Genomic DNA, 22,833 nt, shown 5'->3' with positions numbered 1-22,833 from the left:
GGCCAACCGAAAATTATGTTGAGTGATTTCAGCAAGTTGTGATTCTCTGTTGTTTGCAAAGACAATGGAGGATCGGATGGCTTGGACTGAAATCACTCGGAAGCAATATGACCGCAGACACTTGCGCTATGCAAGTGATTGTACGGACGAGGAATGGGCGTTGATCGCGCCGTTCATGCCTGCGCCGAGCAAGGTCGGTCGACCGCGCAAATGGCCGATGCGCCAAATATGGAACGCGATCCAGTATATAGCGGCGTCGGGTTGCCAGTGGGCGATGCTGCCAAAAGACTTCCCGCCCTTCACAACGGTCCAGCACTATTTCTACCGATTACGCGACAGCGGCATGCTCGACATCATCAACGAAACGCTGGTCATGTCCGCACGCCTTTTGGCCGGTCGAGCGGCAGAGCCGACAGCGGGTGTGATCGACAGCCAAAGCGTGAAAACCACGGAAAGCGGCGGCCCGCGCGGCTTTGATGCGGGCAAGAAGATCACAGGCCGCAAGCGTCACATCCTCACTGATACACAAGGCAATATGCTGGGTGCGATCATGCACACCGCCGATATACAGGACAGGGATGGCGCGCCGAACGCCATCGCATATACGAAAGAGAGCTTCCCCAGCCTTGCCCATCTGTTCGCAGATGGCGGTTATGCCGGGCAAAAGCTGACAACTGTTCTTCAGAACATGGATGGGCCGACCATCGAGATCGTCAAGCGCCCCGATGGCGCAAAAGGATTTGTTGTTATTGCAAGGCGCTGGGTTGTCGAGCGCACATTTGCATGGCTTGGAAGGTGTCGTCGCTTGGCAAAAGACTGGGAGGCAACCATCGCATCTTCCGAGGCCTGGCTGCTCATCGCATCCATCCGGCGCACCACCCGCCTTATCGCAAGGACTTGAAATCATTAGGTATTAATTTTGAGTCGGGCTCTGAGCTCGACTTTGTACGTTTTTGTGGTCAGGTCCAGAGCCAGAAGATGCCCTCGTTCGCTATGAACTCGAGCGCCTCGTCGAGGGGTATGACGACGCCGCCGATGTCATCGACATCCTCCCATTTGCGCCGGTGTGACCAGTATCCGAGCCGGACTTCGTTGCCGTTGCCGGTCGGCTTCAGCCGGGCAATCGGCGCCTCCGTCTCCAGCAGGTAGAGATGGTAGGCACCCTTGTCTTTGTAAAAACCGACGCCACCACCATTGGCGTCGTCGAAGGCTTCGATGCGAACGGCGATTTCGTCATGCTGCATGTGCCGATCATACATAGGAACACCTCAGGGCACGTGATTCACTTTGCCGCAGGTTTGCCTGCTTGCATGGTCAGCGACAAGGGATTCGAAACATGGGATGAAACATCATGCCCCCTTCTTGCCGCCGTCTCCGGGCGATCCCGTTCCCCAGATCCTGCGCGATTGGCTGCAGGCGCTGCGCCCGTGCTTCACGGCGCCCAGTTGGGAGCACATGCTCGTCCTGGTCATGGGGGCCGTGCTGGCCCCGGGCAAGCGCACCGTCAGCGCCTGCCTGCGGATGACCGGGCGCGCCGAGGCGAAAAACTTTTCGAGCTACCATCAGCTCCTTAACCGCGCCCGCTGGGAGTCTCGCGATATGTCTCGGCGCCTGCTGGCCATGATCATCGACCGCCTCGTGCCGGAGGGTCCCGTGGTCATCGGGATGGACGATACAATCGAGCGCCGATGGGGGCGCAAAATCACTGCGCGCGGCATCTATCGCGATCCTGTCCGCTCCAGCCATGGCCACTTCGTCAAAGCCAGCGGGCTGCGCTGGTTGAGCTTCATGGTGCTGACGCCGGTCCCTTGGGCAGGTGTTGTGAAGGCCCTCCCGGTGCTCACCCTGTTGGCCCCCTCGGAGCGCTCCGACCACCAGCGCGGACGCAGGCACAAGCTGCTGACCGACTGGGCCCGCCAAGGGGCGCTCCAGCTCTGTCGCTGGATGCCAGAGCGCGACATCGTCTTCGTGGGCGATAGCGGCTTCGCTGTCCATGAACTGGCGTACGCCATCGGCGGCCGAGCAACCCTCATCAGCCGACTGCGGCTCGACGCCAATCTCTACGCGGCCCCTCCAAAACGTGACGGCCACACCCTCGGACGCCCGGCGCAGAAGGGGCCACCCTTGCCCAAGCTGAAAACGCTGCTTTCAAACCCGACCACGCCCTGGAAAAGGATCACCGCGTCCTCCTGGTATGGGCGCAAGCACCATAAGGCACTCGAAATTACCTCGAGCACCGCATTGTGGTACCGACCTGGTACGCCGCCCAAGCCAATTCGCTGGGTCCTCGTCAGGGATCCTGACGGCCGGCGCGCTCCGCAAGCTTTCTTCAGCACCGATACAACGCTCGATCCTGCCGACATCATCGCCCTGTTCGTCCGCCGCTGGCAGGTCGAGGTCACCTTCGCCGAAACCCGCGCCCATCTTGGCGTCGAAACCCAACGGCAATGGTCCGACAAAGCTATCGCCCGCACCACGCCGGCGCTGCTTGGTCTCTACAGCCTTATCTCTTTGTGGGCGTGCGATCTGTTGTCCAAGTCGAGCATTCCTTATGCCGCAGCCTGGTATCGTAAGACCCATCTCACCTTCACCGATGCCATCGGCGCCGTAAGGCTCGCCTTATGGGTCGGAGACATTTATCAACACTCCCCGCCGCACCGGGAAAGACACAAAATCCCTCCCGACCGTCTCGTGCGTATGGCAGAGGCTCTCTGCTTCGCCGCATAATGTACAAAGTCGAGCTGAGAGCGCATATTCCATTTCAGTATCTCTCTAGCTCAGCTGCAGCCGCTGGTGCCGCCGCAGGTGTCGCATTTCAGGCAGGTGCCGTTGCGGACCATGGTGAAATTGCCGCATTCAGAGCAGTTTTCGCCTTCATAGCCTTTCATTCGGGCCATGGCGATCTGCTGGGCCTTGTCGTCTCTGGGCTGGGTCTGGCCAACGGAGACTTCCTCGGAAATCGAGACATCAATATCGCGTTTGAAGGCCACCGCCGGTCCGGCCTTGCTGCCGGCGAAGGCCTGGGTGACGCGGGCAATACTGGCAGCCTGTGCCGGCGATCCCTTATCGGCTCCGGCAGGCTCTGATCCAACCACACGAAAGCGGTCCGTCTGCCCCCGGACGAGACCATGCGACACTTGTGTTGTCGGCTTGTCGCCTTCAACACCACGGCCCACACTGGTTGCACCCATATCTTCGGGTTGAACATGTGCCAGTTCGTTGCGGGCAAGATAGGAGACTGCCAGTTCGCGGAAGATATAATCGAGAATCGATGTGGCATTCTTGATAGCGTCATTGCCGATTACCATGCCTGCCGGTTCAAACCGGGTGAAGGTGAAGGCATCGACATATTCTTCCAGAGGCACGCCATATTGCAGGCCAAGCGAAATGCCGATGGCGAAATTGTTCATCATGGCACGGAAGGCGGCGCCCTCCTTGTGCATGTCGATGAAAATTTCACCAAGACGGCCATCTTCATATTCGCCGGTACGCAGATAGACCTTGTGGCCGCCGACAATCGCTTTCTGGGTGTAGCCTTTGCGGCGATGCGGGAGTTTTTCGCGGGATCGGACTTCAATCTCGCGCTCAATGATCTTCTCAACAATTTTTTCCGCAACCTGGGTTGCACGAACGGCAAGTGGAGCGGCCACCAGGTCTTCCACGGCATCCAGATCTTCGTCATCATTCGCCAGAAGCTGGGCATTCAGCGGCTGCGACAATTTGGACCCATCGCGATACAGAGCGTTGGCTTTCAGCGCCAGGCGCCAGGACAGCATATAGCTTTCCTTGCATTCCTCGACAGTTGCACTGTTCGGCATATTGATGGTTTTGGAAATTGCTCCAGAGATAAATGGCTGAGCGGCGGCCATCATGCGGATGTGACTTTCCACTGACAGATAGCGCTTGCCGATTTTGCCGCAGGGATTGGCACAATCAAAGATCGGCAGATGCTCATCCTTCAGATGCGGTGCCCCTTCCAGCGTCATGGCGCCGCAGACATGAATGTTGGCTGCCTCGATATCCGCCTTGTCAAAGCCGATTGCAGCGAGCAGATCAAACGACATGTCATCCAGCTGCTCACCCGACAGGTTCAACACATCTTTGCAGAACTCTTCGCCAAGCGACCATTTGTTGAAGACGAATTTAATGTCGAAGGCGGAGCCGAGGCCAGCTTCGATTGTGTTGATCTTTTCGTCAGTGAAGCCCTTGGCTTTCAGGGTGCTGTGATTGATGCCGGGGGATTGTGCCAGCGAGCCATGGCCCACTGCGTAGGCTTCGATTTCGGCAATCTCCGCCTCGCTGTAGCCGATCTGGCGTAAAGCTTCGGGCACGGCCCGGTTGATGATCTTGAAATAACCGCCACCGGCCAGCTTCTTGAATTTCACCAGAGCAAAATCCGGTTCAATGCCGGTTGTGTCGCAATCCATGACAAGGCCGATGGTGCCGGTGGGTGCAATTACCGAGACCTGGGCATTGCGGTAGCCATGCTTTTGGCCAAGATCAAGCGCCTTGTCCCATGCCTTTTCCGCGCGTTTGATCAGGTTCTTGTCTTCGCAGGATGCGTGATCCAGTGGCACCGGCAATGTGCTGAGACCTTCATAACCATCCGCCAGACCATGGGCGGCGCGGCGGTGGTTGCGGATAACCCGCAACATGCTGTCAGCATTGGGCGCATAGTTCGGGAACGCGCCCTGCTCGCTCGCCATTTCCGCAGACGTCGCATAGCACACGCCGGTCATGATAGCAGTGATGGCGCCACAGATGGCGCGGCCTTCATCACTGTCATAGGAAATGCCGGAGGTCATCAGATAGCCGCCGATATTGGCATAGCCAAGGCCCAGGGTGCGGTATTCATAGGACAGTTTTGCAATCTGCTTCGATGGGAATTGCGCCATCAGCACAGAGATTTCCAGAACAATAGTCCACAACCGTGTGGCATGCTCGAAACTGTCGACATCGAAGCTGCGGTCCTTGCTGCGGAACTGCATCAGGTTCAGTGAGGCCAGATTACAGGCCGTGTCATCGAGGAACATATATTCCGAACACGGATTGGAGGCGCGGATTTCGCCTGCTGCCGGGCAGGTATGCCAGTCATTGATGGTGGTATGATACTGGATGCCAGGATCGGCAGAGGCCCAGGCGGCATAGCCGACCTTTTCCCAAAGATCGCGGGCCTTGACCGTTTTGATGACATCACCGCGAATCCGGCCAATCAGGTCCCAGTCGCTATCGGCCTCAACCGCATTGAGGAAGCCGTCCGTGACCCGCACCGAATTATTGGAATTCTGACCTGACACAGTGAGGTAGGCTTCTGAATCCCAATCTGTATCGTAGATCGGAAATTCCAGATCGGTGTAACCCTGCCTGGCAAATTGAATCACCCGCTGGATGTAATTCTCTGGAACCAAAGCCTTTTTGGCGGCCCGCACTTCGCGCTTCAAGGCCGGGTTCATGGCGACATCGAAGCAATCGCCTTCAGGCCCCTCGCAATTGACACAGGCCTTCATGACAGCTTTCAGATGCTTCGACACCACTTTGGAACCCGTGACGAGCGCAGCGACTTTCTGCTCTTCCTTAACCTTCCAATAGATGTAGTCCTCGATATCGGGATGATCGATATCAACCACAACCATCTTGGCAGCCCGGCGGGTCGTGCCGCCGGATTTGATCGCGCCGGCTGCCCGGTCGCCTATTTTCAGGAACGACATCAGCCCGGAGGATTTACCGCCGCCGGAAAGCTTCTCGCCGGAGCCGCGCAACATCGAAAAGTTGGATCCGGTGCCGGAGCCGTATTTGAAAAGACGGGCTTCGCGGACCCAGAGATCCATAATGCCGTTTTCGTTGACCAGATCATCCTCAACCGACTGAATGAAGCAGGCATGAGGCTGGGGATGCTCATATGCGGTCTTGGACTTGACCAGCTTGCCGGTCTGATAATCAACATAGTGGTGGCCCTGGGACGGCCCATCAATACCATAGGCCCAATGCAGGCCGGTGTTGAACCATTGTGGCGAATTCGGTGCCACTTTCTGGGTGGCCAGCATGAAGCGCAATTCGTCGTAAAATGCGGAGGCGTCTTTCTCGGTGTTGAAATACCCGCCCTTCCAGCCCCAATAGGTCCAGGTCCCGGCAAGCCGGTCGAACACCTGCCGCGCATCCATTTCAGAGCCGGACTGTTGGTCGGCCGGCAAATCGGCCAGGGCGGCCTTGTCAGCCTCGGAACGCCACAAAAAGGACGGCACGGAATTCTCTTCGACCTTTTTCAGCCGGGTGGGCACACCGGCCTTGCGGAAATATTTCTGCGCCAGAATATCGCTTGCGACCTGGCTGAACTGGGTGGGCACATCGATATTCTCGAGACGGAAGACCACTGACCCGTCGGGATTGCGAATCTCACTGGTCGCTTTACGAAATTTGATCTGCGCGTAGGGAGACTGGCCCTCTTTGGTGTAGCGACGTTCTATCTTCATTGTGGCCTCAAATCTCTCTTCATGGCTGATGCCCAGTGGCATCCGGTGTCTGACAAGGAAGCGCCCGGCTTCCTGTGGCGGGTGTGTTGCCACCCATATATTTCGCGTTGACAGGCTGAACGGCAAGCGCCAGCCGGCTTTCTCAATTTTGTTCCGGCCATCCTTTTCGGCCCGGCCTTCTTTTTCTACAACGACCGGTTCAACTCAAACCTGCTGCAGGAGCCGACAATTCTTCACAGCAGATCAATGCCTCGCGGCAGTCGTCTGCTGGCAGAACCTGTCCTTTCGAAGGACAGGCCGACTCACATTCGGTGACAGGGACAAGTGTCAGGATATTGTATTAACAATTCCTTTAAACACCATATCTTGTGTTTACAATGACATTTTTACGAATTCGACACAAGATTGTCATACCTAAAACGGACCACTTTTTTCCTGTTTATGAATCAAGGAAACACAAGGCCTCCAAGGAAACGCCACCCTCTAGTCCGCGCAGCATTTCGCGCCGGGCACAGCAGACTAAATGCCCCTGATTTGCAGCCTGGCCCGCACGATCGCAAAATCGATAGCTGGACAGCCATGACCCTGCAATACTCAGGACCGAAAAAACTGCTGACACACAACGCACCCAAACGCCGGTCATCCAGAAACGGACAGTTGCTCTGTTGCATTGATGACGTGACAAAAAATTGCACCGTGGAGACCCACATCGTCAACCACTTGTGTTCGGGCAAAATGCGTTAGCGATATGTTGTGTGACAGAGCAATGGATGGATATGCCGCAACGGAACCTTGCATCTGTTTGGCGGACAACGGAAATTTCGAGTCGGGCATTTTCAGGCGAACGGAAGTGGAAAAAAGATAAAAAAATTACTTGAAATTCCGCGTGCAGCAAAAGGTGCGGAATTGAAACTGATTCCCTGAATTTTACCCCTAAAAATGTGAATGTCGGGGAAAACTTTCTGGCAGATTTATGGCATTTGCAAAAGAATCATCTGTCCTGATTGCGCATCTGACTCCGGCGCTGAGCCGCATTCCGTGTTTACCAGTGCTTAAATGAATCTTCGGTAGAGTTTCACATCAAAGACTTCCTTTGATGTCAGAAAGCATGGGAAAATATGTCACTTCATTCCGCCTACGGGTTGCCGCTTGAAGAGCTAGACCTTGTGGCAATTGACGATTCCAAGGCCATGCAAGGCATTTATCGATCTATCTTCAGCACGCTCAGAACCAAACGGGCGCGCGTTTATGGCGATCCGGAGCGGGCGATGAATGCGATGCTTAATGAACCGCCAAACGTTCTGCTGCTGGATTGGCGCATGGACGCGACCAGCGGTGCTAAGCTGCTGCGCACTCTGCGGCTGAAACAAATGGATCCGTTGTGTTTCCTGCCGGTTATCGTTGTCAGTGCCTATGGCTCGCAAAGCGTAGTGGAACTGGCCTACCGCCTGGGCGCCAGTAGTTTTCTGCTCAAACCGATTTCACCGGAAAGTCTGGTGAAACGCCTGCAATGGGTCGCCGGCGACGTCCGGGAGTTGCGGCTTGAAAATGACCGTTATGTGATTGAAGGGGTCGATTTGAAGCTGGAACAACATCGCGACAAGGCCGAAAGCCTCAGCCGCGCACGCGCCTATCATGATGAAAAACAACGTTCTGCCAGAAAAAACAGAGAAGAAGCGGACACCGCCGAAGTGGCAGACGCTTCGTCGAATCAACAGCCGGCTGATGAAAAATCCGACCGCAGAAAATCCCCGAAACCCACTTCCGTACCGGTCCAGTCCGGAGCCTTTGCCCGGGTTAGTCGCCGGTAATAAAGGCGCGTACCACGCTCCAGAAAATCAGGTGACCGGCTTCAGATCACCTGATGCCCAATTGTGCTTTGTGGCCGCCGTGAAGTCCGCAAAAGCCTGCGCCTCAATGGCGTCGCGCATCCCCTGCATGAGGCTTTGATAATAATGCAGATTGTTCCAGCTGAGCAGCATTGCGCCCAGTGCCTCGTTGCATCTGATGAGATGGTGCAGATAGGCCCGGCTGTAATCGCGCGCTGCAGGACATGAACTGTCTTCATCAAGCGGGCGCGGATCATCGGCATGGCGGGCATTCTTCAAATTGACCTTGCCACGGCGCGTATAGGCCAGGCCATGGCGGCCGGCCCGGGTTGGCATTACGCAGTCAAACATATCAACCCCGCGCGCAACCGATTGAAGCAAATCATCCGGGGTGCCCACGCCCATCAGATAACGCGGCTTTGTGGCCGGCAAAAGCGGACATGTGACCGACAGCATGTCCAGCATCACCGCCTGAGGTTCGCCGACTGCCAGACCACCGATGGAATAGCCTTTCAACTCCATTGCGCTCAGCGCCTGCGCCGAACGTTCCCGCAGATGTGACACGTCGCCACCCTGAACGATGCCGAACATGGCTTTCCCGGGCTGATTTCCAAATGCTGTCTTGCAGCGTTCCGCCCAGCGCAGCGACAGCTCCATCGCCCGTTCAATATCCTGCTCACTCGAGGGAAGAGCGACGCACTCATCCAGCTGCATCTGAATGTCAGAGCCAAGCAGGCCCTGAATTTCAATAGAGCGCTCCGGCGACAATTCATGCCGCGACCCGTCAATATGCGACTGAAATGTCACGCCCTGCTCGTTCATCTTGCGCAGATTGGCCAGGGACATGACCTGAAAGCCACCGGAATCGGTCAGGATCGGGTGCGGCCAGCGCATGAATTGGTGCAGGCCACCGAGCCGCGCAACCCGCTCCGCCCCCGGCCGCAACATCAAATGGTAGGTGTTGCCCAGCACAATGTCGGCACCCAGCTTGCGAACCTGGTCGGGATACATGGTCTTGACGGTGGCCGCTGTGCCCACAGGCATAAAGGCCGGCGTGCGAATTGCCCCGCGAGGCGTGTGAACTGTTCCGCGCCTGGCAGCGCCATCGGTGTGATGAAGCTCGAAACTGAATTCTGCTGGCGGCATGTCAGCGCTCATGTCCGGTCCTGTCTGAATAAGAGAGAGGCATCGCCATAGGAATAGAAGCGATAGCTGCTGGCAATCGCATGGCGATAGGCATCGCGCATGGTTTCAAGTCCGGAAAATGCGGAAACCAGCATCATCAATGTGGAGCGTGGCAGGTGAAAATTTGTCATCAGAATATCGACGATCCGGAAGCTGTAGCCAGGCGTAATGAAAATATCTGTGGCACCGTGAAATCCGGTCATTCGCCCAGTCTCGTCAGCCGCGCTTTCCAGAAGCCGCAGACTGGTGGTGCCGACTGAAACAATGCGCCCTCCCTTGGCACGAGTGCTGTTCAGCGCAGCCGCCACTTCATCGGACACGGTTCCGGTTTCAAAATGCATAATATGATCATCAGTGTCCTGCGCCTTGACCGGCAGGAACGTGCCGGCACCGACATGCAGGGTGACAAAATGGTGTGCGATGCCCGCTGCAGTCAGCGATGAGAGCAATTCATCGGTAAAGTGCAGACCTGCGGTCGGGGCTGCCACAGCTCCTTCCTGGCGCGCATAAATGGTCTGATAATCCGTCTTGTCCTGACCGTCTTCAGCCCGCTTTGAAGCGATATAGGGTGGCAACGGAATGTGCCCGACAGCGAATAAAGCTGCGTCCAACTCTGCTGCATTGAAGGGAAAGACGAGTTGCACCTCCCCCGCATCACCTTTTTTGGTAACTGTGGCGGGCAAACTCGCCCCATCCTTTGCAAACATCAGTTGATCGCCAATCTGAATTTTTTTGGCGGGCCTGATGAAAGCATCCCAAATGTTGGCGCTGATCCGCATATGCAATGTGGCTGATATGCCGGCCGGTGGAAATTCCGCGCGGCGCGGCAGACGCACGCCTTCCAACTGGGCGGGAATGACCTTCGTGTCATTCAACACAAGCGCATCGCCGGGCTTCAGGAAGCGGACAAGATCCGCCACCACACTGTGCTGATGTGCCTGCCCCGGTGTTACCACCAGCATTTTCGCGGAGTCGCGCGGATTTACAGGCCGCAAGGCTATGCGGTCTGCAGGCAGTTCAAAATCGAATTCGTCAACTCGCATTATGTATCCTGAAAGACAAACCCGCACATCGGGCGACGTGCGGGTTTCATATACAGAACTGGCACAGAATCAAATCTGCTCACTGCGCAAGCAGATTGTCCGATGCGCAGCGAATCGGCCTGAGTGGCCGGATCAGGCAGCGTCCGCCATTTTTGCTGTGGTGATTTTGTCCGGATTGCGCACAGGTTCGCCACGGGCGAATGAATCGACATTCTCCATACCGGAAATAACCTTGCCCCAGGCAGTATATTGTTGGTCCAGAAATGTTGCATCGGCAAAGCAGATGAAGAACTGGCTGTCCGCTGAATTGGGACTTTGCGCCCGTGCCATAGAGCACACGCCACGGATATGGGGTTCAGAGTTGAATTCGGCATCCAGATGTTTGCCGGAGCCGCCAGTCCCGGTTCCGGTCGGGTCACCGCCCTGCGCCATGAAACTGTCGATCACCCGGTGAAACGGTGTCCCATCATAGAAGCCGGCAGAGACGAGTTCCTTGATTCTTGCACAGTGGTTTGGAGCCAGGTCCGGACGCATTTCAATAACCACTTCACCCTTTGTGGTATCGAGAATAATGGTGTTTTCCGGATCTTTTATGTCTGTCATATCTGTTTCCTTTTTGAGCTATCGTTGAAAGAGTGGAATATCGGCAGCAGATGCCGCTGCCGCTTCGGCGGCCGCTGAGAATTTTTTTAACGCCTCCGCTGCAGCACGGTCATTCGCAGCGTCAGCAGCGGCCAGAACAGCCAAAGCATTTTCGTGAGCAAGCCCGGCAGCAGATGCGGTGGCTCTGGCCGTCGCCTGCACCGCGAGCGCTTCGCGTTTTTCAGTTTCAGCCACCGCCAATGCCTGCTCTGTTGCTTGTAAAGCTTCTCTGGCTGCCTGCAGGCTGTTGTCATCAGCTGAAACCCGAGTTTGCAGATCAGTGACTTCCTGTTGTGCCTTTTGCAGTTCTGCCTCGGCCTTATCCAAGGCTTCGCCGGCATTATCACTGGTTGTCGATGCCACGGTGAACGTCTTCTCCTGCCGATCTGATTTGCCAGCCGCCGCGTTCAAATTTGTCTCGGCAAGCTGTGCGGCAGCCAGCGCCGTTGCCGCTTCTGCAGCATCCTGCCGCGCTATGGCAACCGCTTTTTCTTCGGCGAACACCGCTTCTGCCAGTCTTTTGGCGGCCTGGTCAAATGCCATCTGCGTCGCGGCGGTTGTCGTCTCAGCTTCGGCCTTGCGGTTTTCTGCCGCCTTTCGCGCCTCGCTTGCTTCTGCCAGTGTGGCATTCGAGGCTTCCAAGCTCGCTTCAGCCTGCTGCAGGGCAGCTTGGGCATTTTCGGCAACCTCAGATGCGTTCGCGGCAGCCCGGTCCTTGGCATTGGTGTCGGCCAGCGCCCCTGCCAGAACCGCCTCGGCTGACCGAACTGCGGCTCGCGCCTCGACAACAGTCTGAACACTCGCCTCAACCTGTTGGATAGCGGCCTGCTCGGCCTGCTGCGCCTCGGCAACCCGCCGGGCCGCAGTTTCTGCTGTGTTCCGGGCCGTGGCAAGAGCCTGTTCCGCAGCCGCAAAAGCTTCGCTGTCTGCTGCTTTCAGATCAATTGCGTTTTCTGCCAATGTGGTAGATGTCTTCAGATCAACTTCGGCTTTTCGCAGGGCAGAGCCCGCCGCGTCAACCCTTGCAGCCTGTCGCGCCAAAGCTTCTTCGGCTCGAAGAAAGGCTGCCGTGGCCCCCTGGAGAGCGGTTTTTGCAGACTCCAAAACCTGCTGACTTTCAGAGACGCGTTGGCTGTCGCGGTTGCGACTTGCTGCAGCATCGGATTGCGTTTCCTCCGCCTTGGCTGCCAGATTTCCTGCGCTTGCATAGGCTGCCCGTTTAGCAGCCTCATTTGCAATGCCGGCATCTCGCAATTTGAGAGCGGTTTCTCTGGAGACGGAGGCGTCTGCCAAGGCCAATTGCAGGGTCTGTAATTCATTTTGCAAATCAGCGGCGAACTCACGTGCTGCATTGGCCGCTTGTGAACGTTCGGCAATGGCGGATTTCAGTTCATCAGGACCAGCCATCATGGTTTCCAGATCAGCACGGCTCGCCGTTGCACTTTCCCGGCGGGTGACCAACACCGATTTGCGACGTTGAACCGTGTCCGCTGCGGCTGTTTGTGTTGAAGCAGCGGCCGCCACCTTGTCCAGTATCGCACGCACAGCGCTGTTTGCTGCTTCGAGTGCTTTTCGAGCCTCGCTTTCAGCCTTCTCAGCCTCCTGCTCTGTGTTACTGGCTTCAGTTTCCCGGGTTCGCGACGATTGCAGGGCCGCTTCCGCTTCAGCGACGGTAATAATCGCAGTTTCCGCGCGTGCCGAGGCGTTGGACAAAGTATTTTTCGCTGCGGCCAGTTCCGCTTCGCTTCGCCCAAGCGCCGCTTCCGCCGCAGTCTTTTCCTCTGTTCCGGCTGACACTGCACTGTCGCGCTCAGCCACTTCGGCCTGCATGGCTTCATCAAGCTGTTGAGCAGCTTGAGAGCGTGTTGCAGCCTCAGAACGGCTATCCTGCGCCACGTTGAGGGAGGAGATTGTGCTATCCTGACGTGCAGATGCTGCTGCCGAGCGTGATACCGATTCTTCCAAATTTGATTTTGTCCGCTCCAGGGTCACCCGGGCGTCGGTTTCGGCGCTTGTCGCCAGCTCTCCGGCAGCCTGTGCCTGCGAAGCACTCTGACTTGCCTGCAGTGAGGCGGCTTCTGCTGAGGCCAGTGCGGTGGTCGCTGTTTCAACCGCCTGAATTAATTTTGCCAGACTGTCTTCACTGACGCTTGGGTTTACCACGGCTGCATCAAAGGCAGAGCGGGCCAGTGCAAGAACCTGGCCTGCTTCCGAGACAGCCAGATCGGATGCCGCAGCCTGTTCACTGGCGCTTTGGGTTGACTGCGTGGCGGATGCCGTCTCGGCAATGGCGGCATCCAAAGCCGTTTCTGCCACATCAAATTCGGCGCGGGCCTCGGTTTCAGCGCGCGATGCCGCCGCCGTGGCAGTTTCAGCTTCCTGCACTTCATTTTCCGCAGACACAACAATCTCGTCAGCGGTCTCAAGCGCGCCCAAGGCGGCAGAATTGTCTGCAATTGCCGCCGCGGCTGCCTCGTTCGATGCTTCCAGCCTGGTGCGTGCTTCTGCAAGGTCGGTCGCAGCCGTTTCGAGCCTCTTTCTGTTTCGGACGATTGCATCTTCCACAGTTTTGACTGCCGCAGCACTGGCGTCAAAACCGGTCTGTGTGCGGGTCGCATTATCGCGTGTAGTGCTCAATTCTTCCGCTTTGCGGCTGCTGTCCTGAATCGCTTCCTGTTCAGCTTCCCTCGCTGCCAGAACCCGCTCGCCAGCAGCGCTCAGATCGGCTTCCGCCCTGGTTTCGGCCTGTTGGGCCGCAACGACACTGCGCTGCGCTTCCTGTTCGCCGGCAATGGCATTAGCCAGTGCCTGCTCAGCGCCAGTCAGCTCGACCTCTGCGCTTGTGATGGCATTTTCAACCTCATCAACCAGACGCGCGGCGGCGGCAGTTTCGCGATCATGCTCAGCCATCTCGGCGAGAATCTCATCAAGCTTCTGTTGTGCCGCATCGGCCGCCTTTTGCGCCTCTGCGGTCAAGCCGGCCTTGACTTCCTGCTGCGTCCTGACAATCGTCTCGACCACTGCGGCCGCTGCCAGTTCATCGGAAGCCATATCCAATTGAGCTTTCGCGCCATCCAAGGCACGCAGGGCGTTGGTGCGGGCCTGATTTGCCGCGTCATTTGCCGCGCTCGCATCTGCCAGCATGTTGCGCGATCCGGTCAAAGCTGATTCCGCATCAGCCAGTGCTGATTGTGCAGTTGCAAATGCCGTTTGCTTTTCAGTGACAGAAGTTTCAGTAGCAGCAAACTGTGCTGACAGCGTGTCGAATACCTCCTGGGCATCGCGAACACCACGTTGCGCCGCTAGCAGCGTCTCAGAGTCGGCGCCCGCCCGCCCGGCGGCGGCGGCCTCTGTAGTCGTGGCGGCCGCCAGTTTGGACTGCGCGGCGGTGCGCAAGCTTCTGGCTGCGGCCGCCTGATTGACTGCGATATCGCGCTGCTCCAGGGCCTGGGATTTGGCCCTGCTGGCTTCTGCCAGAATTGACCGGGCAGATTCCAACCGCATTTCCGCATCCGCCAAATTCCGTTTCGCGTCGCCCGCAACAGCCGTTGCCCTTTCTGCAGGCCCCTTCACGGAATTGGCGTCTGACACATTCGCCTGCAGCACTGCGTCTGCGGCGTTGAAGGCCTGTCGCGCTATGACCATATCTTCTGTTTCGTTCGCGACTTTGTCGGCGGCACGTGTCTCACGCTCAATATTTGCGGCCAGTCTGGCAATGGCTGCAGACTGGTCGGCTTTTGCCTGCTCCAGTTTGATCGCCGCAAGGGCCTGTCTGGCCGCTACCACGTCTGCGGATGCCTGTTCGGCCACCTGTCTTGAATGTTGAGCCTGGTCAGTTGCCCGATCTGACGCATCGCTCGCCGCAGCGAAGGCATCTTCTGCTTCATCCAGTTGTGTTTGGGCAGCAGCATATCCCGCGTCAGCTTCAGCGCGTCGCGTAGAGGTGGTCTGTTCGATCTGCGAGAGTTCTGCCACCTGAATCACGGCGGCATCCAGTCGCTGGCTTGCGCGGGCCAGTTGATTGCGCGTCAAAGTTAACGCCGCCTCTGCCTCGCGCAAGACGCTCTGTGCATCCTGCAAAACAAATGAAGCCTGTTCTTCGGCAGCAATTTTACTGGCAACGGCCTCGTCGGCCAGAGTAGCGCTTTGCCGACTTTCTTCGGCATAGCGGCCAGCGGCGTCAGCGTCTTGCAAGGCGCTACCCGCTGCCGCTGTCGCTGCTTGCGCCTGTTGTGCTGCCAGTTCAGCTTCGGCATCGCTTTTACGAGCCAGTTTCAGGCGCTGATCCACATCCCCGGCAATCCGCAGCGCCACCATGGCATCAGGATTCTTGACCAGACCATTTTCCGGTTTCGTTCCTGACTTGAGGCCTTCAATCAGCTCCAGTCCACTGACCACGTGACCGATAATCGTGTGCTCGCCCTCCAGCCAGGGGGCATCTGCGAGAAGGAAGAAAAACTGTGAGTTGGCACTATCCAGCTGCTCTCCCCTGGCCATGCCAACCGTGCCGCGTAGAAACTGGCCATCGCTGATCTCGGCTTTCAGGTCCGGCAGGTCGGATCCGCCCATTCCAGCACCCGTCGGATCGCCTGTCTGCGCCACAAACCCGTCAATAACACGATGGAAAAGCAGGCCGTCATAGAAATCTCTCCGGATCAGCTGCTTGATACGGGAGACATGGAGCGGAGCCAGATCCGGTTGCAGATCAATTGTGACCAGGCCGCCTTCAAGTTCCAATACGAGACGGTTGTCCAGATCAACTGTTTCGGTCTCGGATGCTTCGGTGAGATCCTGAGCGAGAGCCGGTAAAACCGGCAAAAAAACAAACCAGCCCGCAAGGACTAATCCGCAATAAAATCTCAACAAACGGATACTCATCAGTGCTGGAACTTCCGCGACAAGGCCTCTGCAACATGCTCCGGCACAAAGCTGGAGATGTCGCCCTTCATGCCCGCGATTTGCCGGACAAGCGTGGCCGTAATTGGGCGAACAGCGGGACTGGCCGGCAGGAATACCGTGCCGATCTCCGGAGCCATCGCAGAATTCATGCCGCAAAGCTGCATTTCATAGTCCAGATCGGTCCCGTCGCGCAGTCCGCGGACCATAAATTGCGCCTTATGGTCCCGTGCCGCGTCGATGCTGAGACCGGAAAAGCTGACAATGGTCACGCGATGCAACTGGTCCGAAAACTCCGACTGTTCGATCGAGGCCGAAATCAGGGCCTGACGTTCTTCAAATGAGAATAATGGTGTCTTGCCGGTGTGCACGCCAATGGCAACGACAATCCGGTCGGCCAGCACCAGGGCCTGGCGCAGAACATCAAGATGACCATTTGTGACAGGGTCAAAAGACCCCGGATAAAGAACCGTTTTGCTCATTCCAAATGTCCGATCAGGCTGAAATCAGGGACCATGCGTCTACTGCAAAGCAGATCACGAACGCTTCTGCAATGCCATCCAGATGCCCCCCGCAATCAGCATTGTGCCACTGAGGCGTTGCAGCAGCCTTACGCGGGTTCTTGTGAGCATCTGGCCCGCCCCGCCTGCCAGCACAGCATAGCTGCCATCCAGAATGGTTGCGACGATCATAAAGGTTGCACCGAGAATCAGCGTCTGCATGACAGCGTCCTTTGACGGATCGATAAATTGAGGAATGAAAATACCAAAAAAGAACAGGCTTTTCGGGTTGGCCAAAACGACGAAAAACCCCTGCAAAAACATCTGCTTGAAGGAGGTTTTCTGAGGTGCTGATGCAATGCGGTCGATGCCGTGTTCAGCGCGCCACAACGAGATGCCCAGCCATATGAGGTAGACCGCGCCAACCAGCTTTATCCAGACGAACGCTTCTCCGACAAAAGCAATTATTGCAGACAGGCCAAACGCAAGAATAATCAGCGTCAGTGCGAGGCCAAGCTGTGTTCCGGCGACATTTGCCAGCCCCGCCCAGGCGCCGCTGCGCATGCTGTTGGCAATTATGACAGTGACCGTCGGGCCGGGGATAATTATCACGGCAATGCAGGCGGCCAGGAAGGTAAAATAAAGATTTGCGTCAATCATGAGACTTGCGGGGAATCCTGTAATTGCGATCTCGATATGGTTTCTAACAAATACTGCGGCAAATGGACATCACCTGCCAATCTTTTTAATAACCGGTGCACGGCGATAGAGAAGCCATGCGATTTGCGCTTTCATGTCGTTAAGACTAAACTAACCATAATTCGCTTTACTAGCGATACGACAGCAGCAGGCGACAAAATGAACCGCATTCCCGAAAGTGGTAATACCAGAGACCCCTTCTTTGAACGGATGATGGATGAGCGGATAGCCACGTTGCGGGCGTTTTTGCGCATGACATCGCATAAATACGAGGGGAAATCCCCCGAATCCGGCCCTCAGCCCGAAGACCAGGGACGCGACAGTGACAAACCTGCCACTGGCAAGGTGATCGAATTGCGCCGCAAACGCTGAACCCGCTTTAGCTTCCAGCCTTCTCCACCTCACATCCGCATGTTTCAACCCGATCGGTTGCCTAAAAAACATGCTGACACAGCTTGACGTTGACATGTGCCAGACATATGTCGGACGATCATATATCGGATCGATATATATACGACCGGCATATAACTGCTTCAGGCCGGTTTCCCTCTTGCTGCGACGGCGCGCCATGAATGTAAGAACGCTTTGCCTGGCTATCCTGAATTTCGAGGATGCAACCGGATATGAAATCCGCAAAATGTCGATTGACGGTAAATACAGCCATTTTGTCGATGCCAGTTACGGGTCTATCTACCCTGCCCTCAACAAATTGGAAAATGATGCTCTGGTGACTTGTCGCGAAGAAAGCCATCCTGGCAAACCATCGCGCAAGATTTACTCGATAACCAGTTCCGGCCGGGAAGAGTTGATCAGGTCTCTGCTGGAGCCGCCTGCGCCGGATGTCTTCAGATCCGAGTTTCTGATGATCGCAATTTCCGCTGAAATGCTACCTCGCGACGTGGTTATCAAGGCCATCGATACCCATAAGGCGCAGTTGCAGCAGGAATTGAGGATAATCGAGCAGATTGAAGCAAAAAGCGTTCATCCGAGTTTTAACTGGGCTGCGAGCTACGGCATGCACTGCATGTCCCAGTCGTTGAAATTTCTCGAAAAATCCCGCGCAAAGCTGGAAGCCTGTGCCTGCTCGAACCATGATTCCGGTGCGGGACTGGCGCAGCAGCGGCACGATGCCGATGACCTTGCACACCGATCTGACGCGCAGATGGCTGATCAGACAGGATCACGATGATGGCGTTTCGAATTAACAGATCCTATCTCACCGCCACCATCGTATTGGTTGGAATCGGCCTCTGGATGGGCACCGGCACGTTCAGGATCGGCGGCCAGGCCACCGCCAGCGCCGAAGCACAAAGCATTGCCGAGCGGCAGGAGAGCACCTTGCAGACAGTCGCTGTGCGGGTAAAAACCCTGCAGGCCAGCGACCGCCGCAGGGAATTGGAAATCAGAGGCAGGACGCAAGCAGACGCGACTATTTCAGTTCGTGCGGAAACCAGCGGGATTATCGCTGAACGTTTTGTCGAACTGGGCCAGCAAGTGGAACCGGGCGATCTTCTGTGCCGCTTGAACAGCGGCGCGAGACAAGCGCGGGTACTTCAGGCAAAAGCGGCCGTTGAACAGGCAGAGGCCGAATATTCCGCCAATGCAAAATTGCAAAAACGCGGCTTTGCGGCGGACAATCAGGTGCGTGCACTGAAAGCCGCGTTTGATGCCGCCAAGGCGGTTCTACAGGAAGCTGAACTGGAACTGGGCCGGGTCGAAATCCACGCTGCCGTTGCCGGCATTGTCCAGAAGCCTCTGGCCGAAAGTGGTGATCTGCTGTCCGTTGGTAGCATCTGCGCCACCTTGATTGATACAAACCCAATGCTCGTAACCGGCCAGGTCTCGGAAAGAGACATCAGCAATCTGTCGCTCGGACAGCAGGCTGAGGTGGCGCTGATCACCGGGGAAACAAGGGTCGGACGTATCAGCTATATCGCCGCCGCTGCGGATGCGGCCACACGGACGTTTCAGGTTGATATTGAAATTCCCAACGTGGACAATGCGATTCGCGACGGGGTGACGGCCACTGCCAGAGTGCCCCTGAAAGCGGTTGCTGCCCATCTTCTGGCACCCAGCATGCTGACCTTGAGTGATGCCGGAGATCTGGGCATCCGGCTGGTTGACCTTGAAACAGGCACCAATAATTTTCAGAAAATCGCCATTCTCAGCGAAACCAAAGATGGTGTCTGGGTCACAGGTCTTCCAGAAACCGTGACGGTCATCGCCGTTGGACAGGAATATGTCGTTGACGGCCAGCAGGTAGAGCCGGTGTTTGCGGAGACCGCACAATGATCTCCGCACTTGACAGTATTTTACGGCGTCCCCGAACTGTTCTCACCCTGATGCTGGTGATAATTCTTGCCGGTGCTTTCACCTATATTGCCATTCCAAAGGAAGCCAATCCGGATATTGATGTCCCGGTTTTCTATGTTTCTGTCGGGCAACAGGGAATATCGCCTGAGGATTCTGAACGCCTGCTGGTGCGGCCCATGGAAACCTCGTTGCGCGGCCTGGACGGGCTGAAGGAGCTTACGGCAGTGGCTTCGGAAGGGCATGCCGGCATTGTGCTTGAGTTCGACATCGATTTTAACAAGGAAAAAGCGCTTGCCGACATTCGCGACAAGGTGGATCAGGCGCAGGCGCAACTGCCAGCTGACGCGGATGAACCGCAGATTTTCGAAACAAATTTCTCGCTGCAACCGACCATCTTTGTCGCCCTGTCCGGAAATGTCCCCGAACGCACCCTGTTTCGCCATGCAAGGTTGTTGCAGGATGAACTTGAATCCATTCCAACAGTGCTGGAAGCCAATCTGAACGGCCACCGGGAAGAGCAGCTTGAAGTCGTCATCGATATGATGCGGCTGGAATCCTATGATATTACCCAGCAGGAATTGCTGACATCACTGGCCAACAACAATCAGCTTGTCGCTGCCGGATTTCTGGATGGTGGCAGCGGGCGTTTCAACATCAAGGTTCCCGGCCTGATTGAAACGGCACTGGATGTCTACACACTGCCGATCAAGCAGAATGGCGAAGGTGTCGTCACCCTGGCCGATGTTGCTGAAATCCGCCGTACCTTTAAAGATGCCAATGGCTTTACCCGCATCAATGGCAAGCCGGCCATTGCAATCAGTGTGGTCAAACGGCTCGGCACCAACATTATTGAAAACAATGACGCGGTGCGGCAGAAAGTTGCCGACTTCACCGCTGAATGGCCTGACGCAATCCAGATTGATTTCATGCTGGATCAGTCGAACTTCATCAAGGAGGTTCAGGGCTCGCTGCAATCCTCCATCATGACCGCCATCGTGCTTGTCATGATCGTTGTTCTGGCGGCGCTGGGTGTGCGGTCCGCCATTCTGGTCGGCCTTGCGATCCCGACCAGTTTCATGACCGGTTTTCTTATCCTCGGTGGCCTTGGCATGACCGTCAACATGATGGTCATGTTCGGTCTTGTGCTGACAGTGGGCATGCTGGTCGATGGTGCCATTGTGATCGTCGAATATGCCGACCGGAAAATTTCGGAAGGCATGCATAGGCGGGATGCTTATATCCGCGCTGCAAAACTGATGCTGTGGCCGATTGTGTCGTCCACAGGCACCACTCTGGCAGCGTTTCTGCCATTGCTGCTATGGCCCGGTGTATCCGGCGAGTTCATGAGCTACCTGCCGATCATGGTGGTGATCGTGCTGTCTGCGGCGCTGGTAACTGCGATGATTTTCCTGCCGGTTACCGGCGGTCTGATCGGCCGCACCAAAGCCTCGCCCGAAGAGGCCGAGCAGGCTGCGAAAATGAATGCCAAGGCGGAACTCAACGTTGATGAAATGAAAGGCATTACCGGAATCTATCTCAGGTTTCTGAGCCGGATATCCGGATCGGTGACCGGAAATCTGATCACTCTGAGCGTGGCCGTTGCGATTGTCGTCGGTGTTTTCATGATGTTTGGCGAAAACAATAATGGCGTGGAATTTTTCGTTGAGGAAGAACCCGATCAGGCGATTGTGCTGGTGACGGCGCGCGGCAATCTGTCGGTTCGGGAGATCGACGGGCTGGTCCGCGAGGTTGAAAGCGAGATTCTCCAGACCGTCGGCGTGCGCAATGCCGTTTCATCGTCAAGCGCGGGCAGCAGCGGCGGTAACGGCGGAACCGCAATCGGAGCGGTTCAGGACAAGCCTGCTGATGTGATCGGCGAAATCAACATCGAGTTGGAGGAATATTGCTGCCGCCGGCTAGCCATCGACATTTTTGACGAGATCCGCACACGAACAGCGGATCTGGCCGGTATCGCAGTTGAAATCCGCAAAGTTGAAGGCGGCCCCCCGACAGGCAAGGATCTGCGGCTGGAAATCAAAACTCCCGATTATGATGAACTCGTAAAAACCGTCGCAAAAGTACGCGCGCAGGTCGAAACAATGAGTGATCTGATTGAGATCGAGGACGGCCGTCCCCTGCCCGGCATCGAATGGCAACTAGATATCGACCGCAAGGAAGCCGGCCGGTTCAATGCAGGGATCGGCTCGGTCGGAGCGATGGTGCAACTGGTGACCAATGGCGTCATGATCGGCACATACCGGCCGGACGATTCAGAAGATGAAATTGACATCAGGGTACGGTTGCCGGAAGACCAGCGCAGCTTTGATGAGCTGGACAAGCTGAAATTACGCACGGAAAACGGTCAGGTGCCGATTTCAAACTTCGTGCGCCGCGAAGCTAAGCCGAAAGTGTCCAGCATTACACGGCGGGACGGTCTGTATGCGATGGATGTGAAAGCCAATATCGCACCGGGCAGCGATGCGCTGCCAAATACAAAGACCGATGAATTGCAGATCTGGCTCGACAGTCAGAGCTGGCCGGACAGTGTCCAGATGCGGTTCCGGGGTGCCGATGAAGAACAGAAAGAGGCAGGCGCCTTTCTCGGCAAGGCTGCGCTTGCCTCACTGTTCCTGATGTTCGTCATTCTGGTAACCCAGTATAATTCATTCTATCAGACAGCCATCACGCTGATGACTGTCATCCTGGCTGTTGTCGGGGTTCTGATTGGCTTGATGGTCACCGGCCAGCGGTTTTCCATCATCATGACCGGCACTGGCGTGGTGGCGCTGGCCGGCATTGTGGTGAACAACGCAATTGTGCTGATCGATACCTATAACAGGCTGCGGCGTGAAGGGGCAGAACCGAAGGAAGCTGTGCTGAAAACTAGTGCCCAGCGTCTGCGGCCGATTCTGCTAACCACCATAACGACGATTGCCGGGCTGGTTCCGATGGCGACCCAGGTCAATTTCGATTTCTTCAATCGTGTCATCGCGGTCGGTGGAATTACTTCGATCTGGTGGGTCCAGCTATCGACGGCTATTATAGCCGGCCTGGCGTTCTCAACCCTGCTGACCTTGCTGCTGGTTCCTGTTCTGCTGTCACTGCCAAGCAATTTTGGCGCTCTCTTCAAACGCATGCGAGGTGCCCGCAAAGGCACATCGGCAGAACCTGCCCGGGAAACTGCGCAGATTCGTCCTTTTCCGGTACCGGATAATCGTGACCGTCACCTGCCTCAGGCTGCGGAATAGATCTGCGA

Annotated in this window: 15 protein-coding genes; 7 read left to right on the top strand and 8 right to left on the bottom strand. The window is 56.4% G+C overall.

All coding sequences use genetic code 11. The annotated features are described in order from the left end of the window. Positions 1-76 precede the first annotated feature (76 nt). Positions 77-901 carry an IS5 family transposase gene (locus RAL88_RS21670; protein WP_306265500.1) on the top strand — a complete coding sequence of 275 codons (825 nt, stop codon included), beginning with the start codon at positions 77-79 and terminating at the stop codon, positions 899-901. Between the two features lie 58 nt (positions 902-959). Here RAL88_RS21670 and RAL88_RS21665 read toward each other — a convergent pair whose 3' ends face one another. After that, the gene (locus RAL88_RS21665; RefSeq protein WP_306265320.1) at positions 960-1,259 is read right to left on the bottom strand and encodes a hypothetical protein; all 300 of its coding nucleotides are present in this window, start codon (positions 1,257-1,259) and stop codon (positions 960-962) included. A gap of 82 nt (positions 1,260-1,341) precedes the next feature. Here RAL88_RS21665 and RAL88_RS21660 point away from each other — a divergent pair, with 82 nt between their 5' ends. Beyond that, positions 1,342-2,727 carry a transposase gene (locus tag RAL88_RS21660; RefSeq protein WP_306265319.1) on the top strand — a complete coding sequence of 462 codons (1,386 nt, stop codon included), beginning with the start codon at positions 1,342-1,344 and terminating at the stop codon, positions 2,725-2,727. A 50-nt stretch (positions 2,728-2,777) separates the two neighbouring features. Here RAL88_RS21660 and RAL88_RS21655 read toward each other — a convergent pair whose 3' ends face one another. Further along, positions 2,778-6,470 (bottom strand): vitamin B12-dependent ribonucleotide reductase, encoded by a 3,693-nt coding sequence (locus tag RAL88_RS21655; RefSeq protein WP_306266332.1) that lies wholly within the window; start codon positions 6,468-6,470, stop codon positions 2,778-2,780. Positions 6,471-7,588: 1,118 nt separating this feature from the next. Between RAL88_RS21655 and RAL88_RS21650 the strand changes: the two genes are divergently transcribed. Then, positions 7,589-8,281, top strand: a complete 693-nt coding sequence (locus RAL88_RS21650; protein ID WP_306266329.1) for a PleD family two-component system response regulator — start codon at positions 7,589-7,591, stop codon at positions 8,279-8,281. Between the two features lie 27 nt (positions 8,282-8,308). On the opposite strand, the gene tgt is transcribed toward RAL88_RS21650, so the two are convergent. The 6 genes from tgt to RAL88_RS21620 form a co-directional block, all read right to left on the bottom strand. Further along, positions 8,309-9,457, bottom strand: coding sequence for a tRNA guanosine(34) transglycosylase Tgt (gene tgt / locus RAL88_RS21645; RefSeq protein ID WP_371932128.1), 1,149 nt, complete (start codon positions 9,455-9,457; stop codon positions 8,309-8,311). Beyond that, positions 9,454-10,527, bottom strand: a complete 1,074-nt coding sequence (queA, locus tag RAL88_RS21640) for a tRNA preQ1(34) S-adenosylmethionine ribosyltransferase-isomerase QueA (RefSeq protein WP_306266328.1) — start codon at positions 10,525-10,527, stop codon at positions 9,454-9,456. The genes tgt and queA overlap by 4 nt, the downstream gene beginning before the upstream one ends. Positions 10,528-10,659: 132 nt before the next feature. Further along, complete coding sequence (locus RAL88_RS21635; protein ID WP_306266326.1) at positions 10,660-11,130, bottom strand: peptidylprolyl isomerase; 471 nt, start codon at positions 11,128-11,130, stop codon at positions 10,660-10,662. Between the two features lie 18 nt (positions 11,131-11,148). Then, on the bottom strand, positions 11,149-15,987 hold the full coding sequence (locus RAL88_RS21630; protein ID WP_306266324.1) for a peptidylprolyl isomerase: 4,839 nt from the start codon (positions 15,985-15,987) through the stop codon (positions 11,149-11,151). A 59-nt stretch (positions 15,988-16,046) separates the two neighbouring features. Further along, the gene (gene coaD, locus RAL88_RS21625) at positions 16,047-16,547 is read right to left on the bottom strand and encodes a pantetheine-phosphate adenylyltransferase (RefSeq protein WP_306266323.1); all 501 of its coding nucleotides are present in this window, start codon (positions 16,545-16,547) and stop codon (positions 16,047-16,049) included. Positions 16,548-16,601: 54 nt separating this feature from the next. Beyond that, a complete protein-coding gene (locus tag RAL88_RS21620; protein WP_306266322.1) occupies positions 16,602-17,225 on the bottom strand; it encodes a LysE family translocator in 624 nt (207 codons plus the stop codon). Positions 17,226-17,423: 198 nt separating this feature from the next. Between RAL88_RS21620 and RAL88_RS21615 the strand changes: the two genes are divergently transcribed. From RAL88_RS21615 to RAL88_RS21600, 4 genes are all read left to right on the top strand, one after another. Next, the gene (locus RAL88_RS21615; RefSeq protein WP_306266320.1) at positions 17,424-17,636 is read left to right on the top strand and encodes a hypothetical protein; all 213 of its coding nucleotides are present in this window, start codon (positions 17,424-17,426) and stop codon (positions 17,634-17,636) included. Positions 17,637-17,832: 196 nt separating this feature from the next. Continuing rightward, positions 17,833-18,453 (top strand): PadR family transcriptional regulator, encoded by a 621-nt coding sequence (locus RAL88_RS21610; RefSeq protein ID WP_306266318.1) that lies wholly within the window; start codon positions 17,833-17,835, stop codon positions 18,451-18,453. Continuing rightward, positions 18,453-19,556 carry an efflux RND transporter periplasmic adaptor subunit gene (locus tag RAL88_RS21605; protein WP_306266317.1) on the top strand — a complete coding sequence of 368 codons (1,104 nt, stop codon included), beginning with the start codon at positions 18,453-18,455 and terminating at the stop codon, positions 19,554-19,556. Before RAL88_RS21610 ends, RAL88_RS21605 begins: the two co-directional genes overlap by 1 nt. Beyond that, positions 19,553-22,825 (top strand): efflux RND transporter permease subunit, encoded by a 3,273-nt coding sequence (locus RAL88_RS21600; RefSeq protein WP_306266316.1) that lies wholly within the window; start codon positions 19,553-19,555, stop codon positions 22,823-22,825. Before RAL88_RS21605 ends, RAL88_RS21600 begins: the two co-directional genes overlap by 4 nt. Positions 22,826-22,833 lie beyond the last annotated feature (8 nt).

Origin of the sequence: Pararhizobium sp. IMCC3301 (assembly GCF_030758315.1) — a bacterium.
Classification (GTDB): Bacteria; Pseudomonadota; Alphaproteobacteria; order Rhizobiales.
The sequence above is the reverse complement of the archived record's forward strand: the minus strand, read 5'-3'. Positions and strand labels throughout refer to the sequence as shown.

Bases quoted from the DNA above. Each gene is read 5' to 3' on its own strand.
- RAL88_RS21600 (WP_306266316.1), top strand. From the start codon at position 19,553: ATGATCTCCGCACTTGACAGTATTTTACGGCGTCCCCGAACTGTTCTC.
- RAL88_RS21665 (WP_306265320.1), bottom strand. From the start codon at position 1,259: ATGTATGATCGGCACATGCAGCATGACGAAATCGCCGTTCGCATCGAA.
- RAL88_RS21605 (WP_306266317.1), top strand. From the start codon at position 18,453: ATGGCGTTTCGAATTAACAGATCCTATCTCACCGCCACCATCGTATTG.
- RAL88_RS21670 (WP_306265500.1), top strand. From the start codon at position 77: ATGGCTTGGACTGAAATCACTCGGAAGCAATATGACCGCAGACACTTG.
- RAL88_RS21650 (WP_306266329.1), top strand. From the start codon at position 7,589: ATGTCACTTCATTCCGCCTACGGGTTGCCGCTTGAAGAGCTAGACCTT.
- RAL88_RS21655 (WP_306266332.1), bottom strand. From the start codon at position 6,470: ATGAAGATAGAACGTCGCTACACCAAAGAGGGCCAGTCTCCCTACGCG.
- RAL88_RS21610 (WP_306266318.1), top strand. From the start codon at position 17,833: ATGAATGTAAGAACGCTTTGCCTGGCTATCCTGAATTTCGAGGATGCA.
- RAL88_RS21620 (WP_306266322.1), bottom strand. From the start codon at position 17,225: ATGATTGACGCAAATCTTTATTTTACCTTCCTGGCCGCCTGCATTGCC.
- tgt (WP_371932128.1), bottom strand. From the start codon at position 9,457: ATGAGCGCTGACATGCCGCCAGCAGAATTCAGTTTCGAGCTTCATCAC.
- RAL88_RS21635 (WP_306266326.1), bottom strand. From the start codon at position 11,130: ATGACAGACATAAAAGATCCGGAAAACACCATTATTCTCGATACCACA.
- queA (WP_306266328.1), bottom strand. From the start codon at position 10,527: ATGCGAGTTGACGAATTCGATTTTGAACTGCCTGCAGACCGCATAGCC.
- coaD (WP_306266323.1), bottom strand. From the start codon at position 16,547: ATGAGCAAAACGGTTCTTTATCCGGGGTCTTTTGACCCTGTCACAAAT.
- RAL88_RS21660 (WP_306265319.1), top strand. From the start codon at position 1,342: ATGAAACATCATGCCCCCTTCTTGCCGCCGTCTCCGGGCGATCCCGTT.
- RAL88_RS21615 (WP_306266320.1), top strand. From the start codon at position 17,424: ATGAACCGCATTCCCGAAAGTGGTAATACCAGAGACCCCTTCTTTGAA.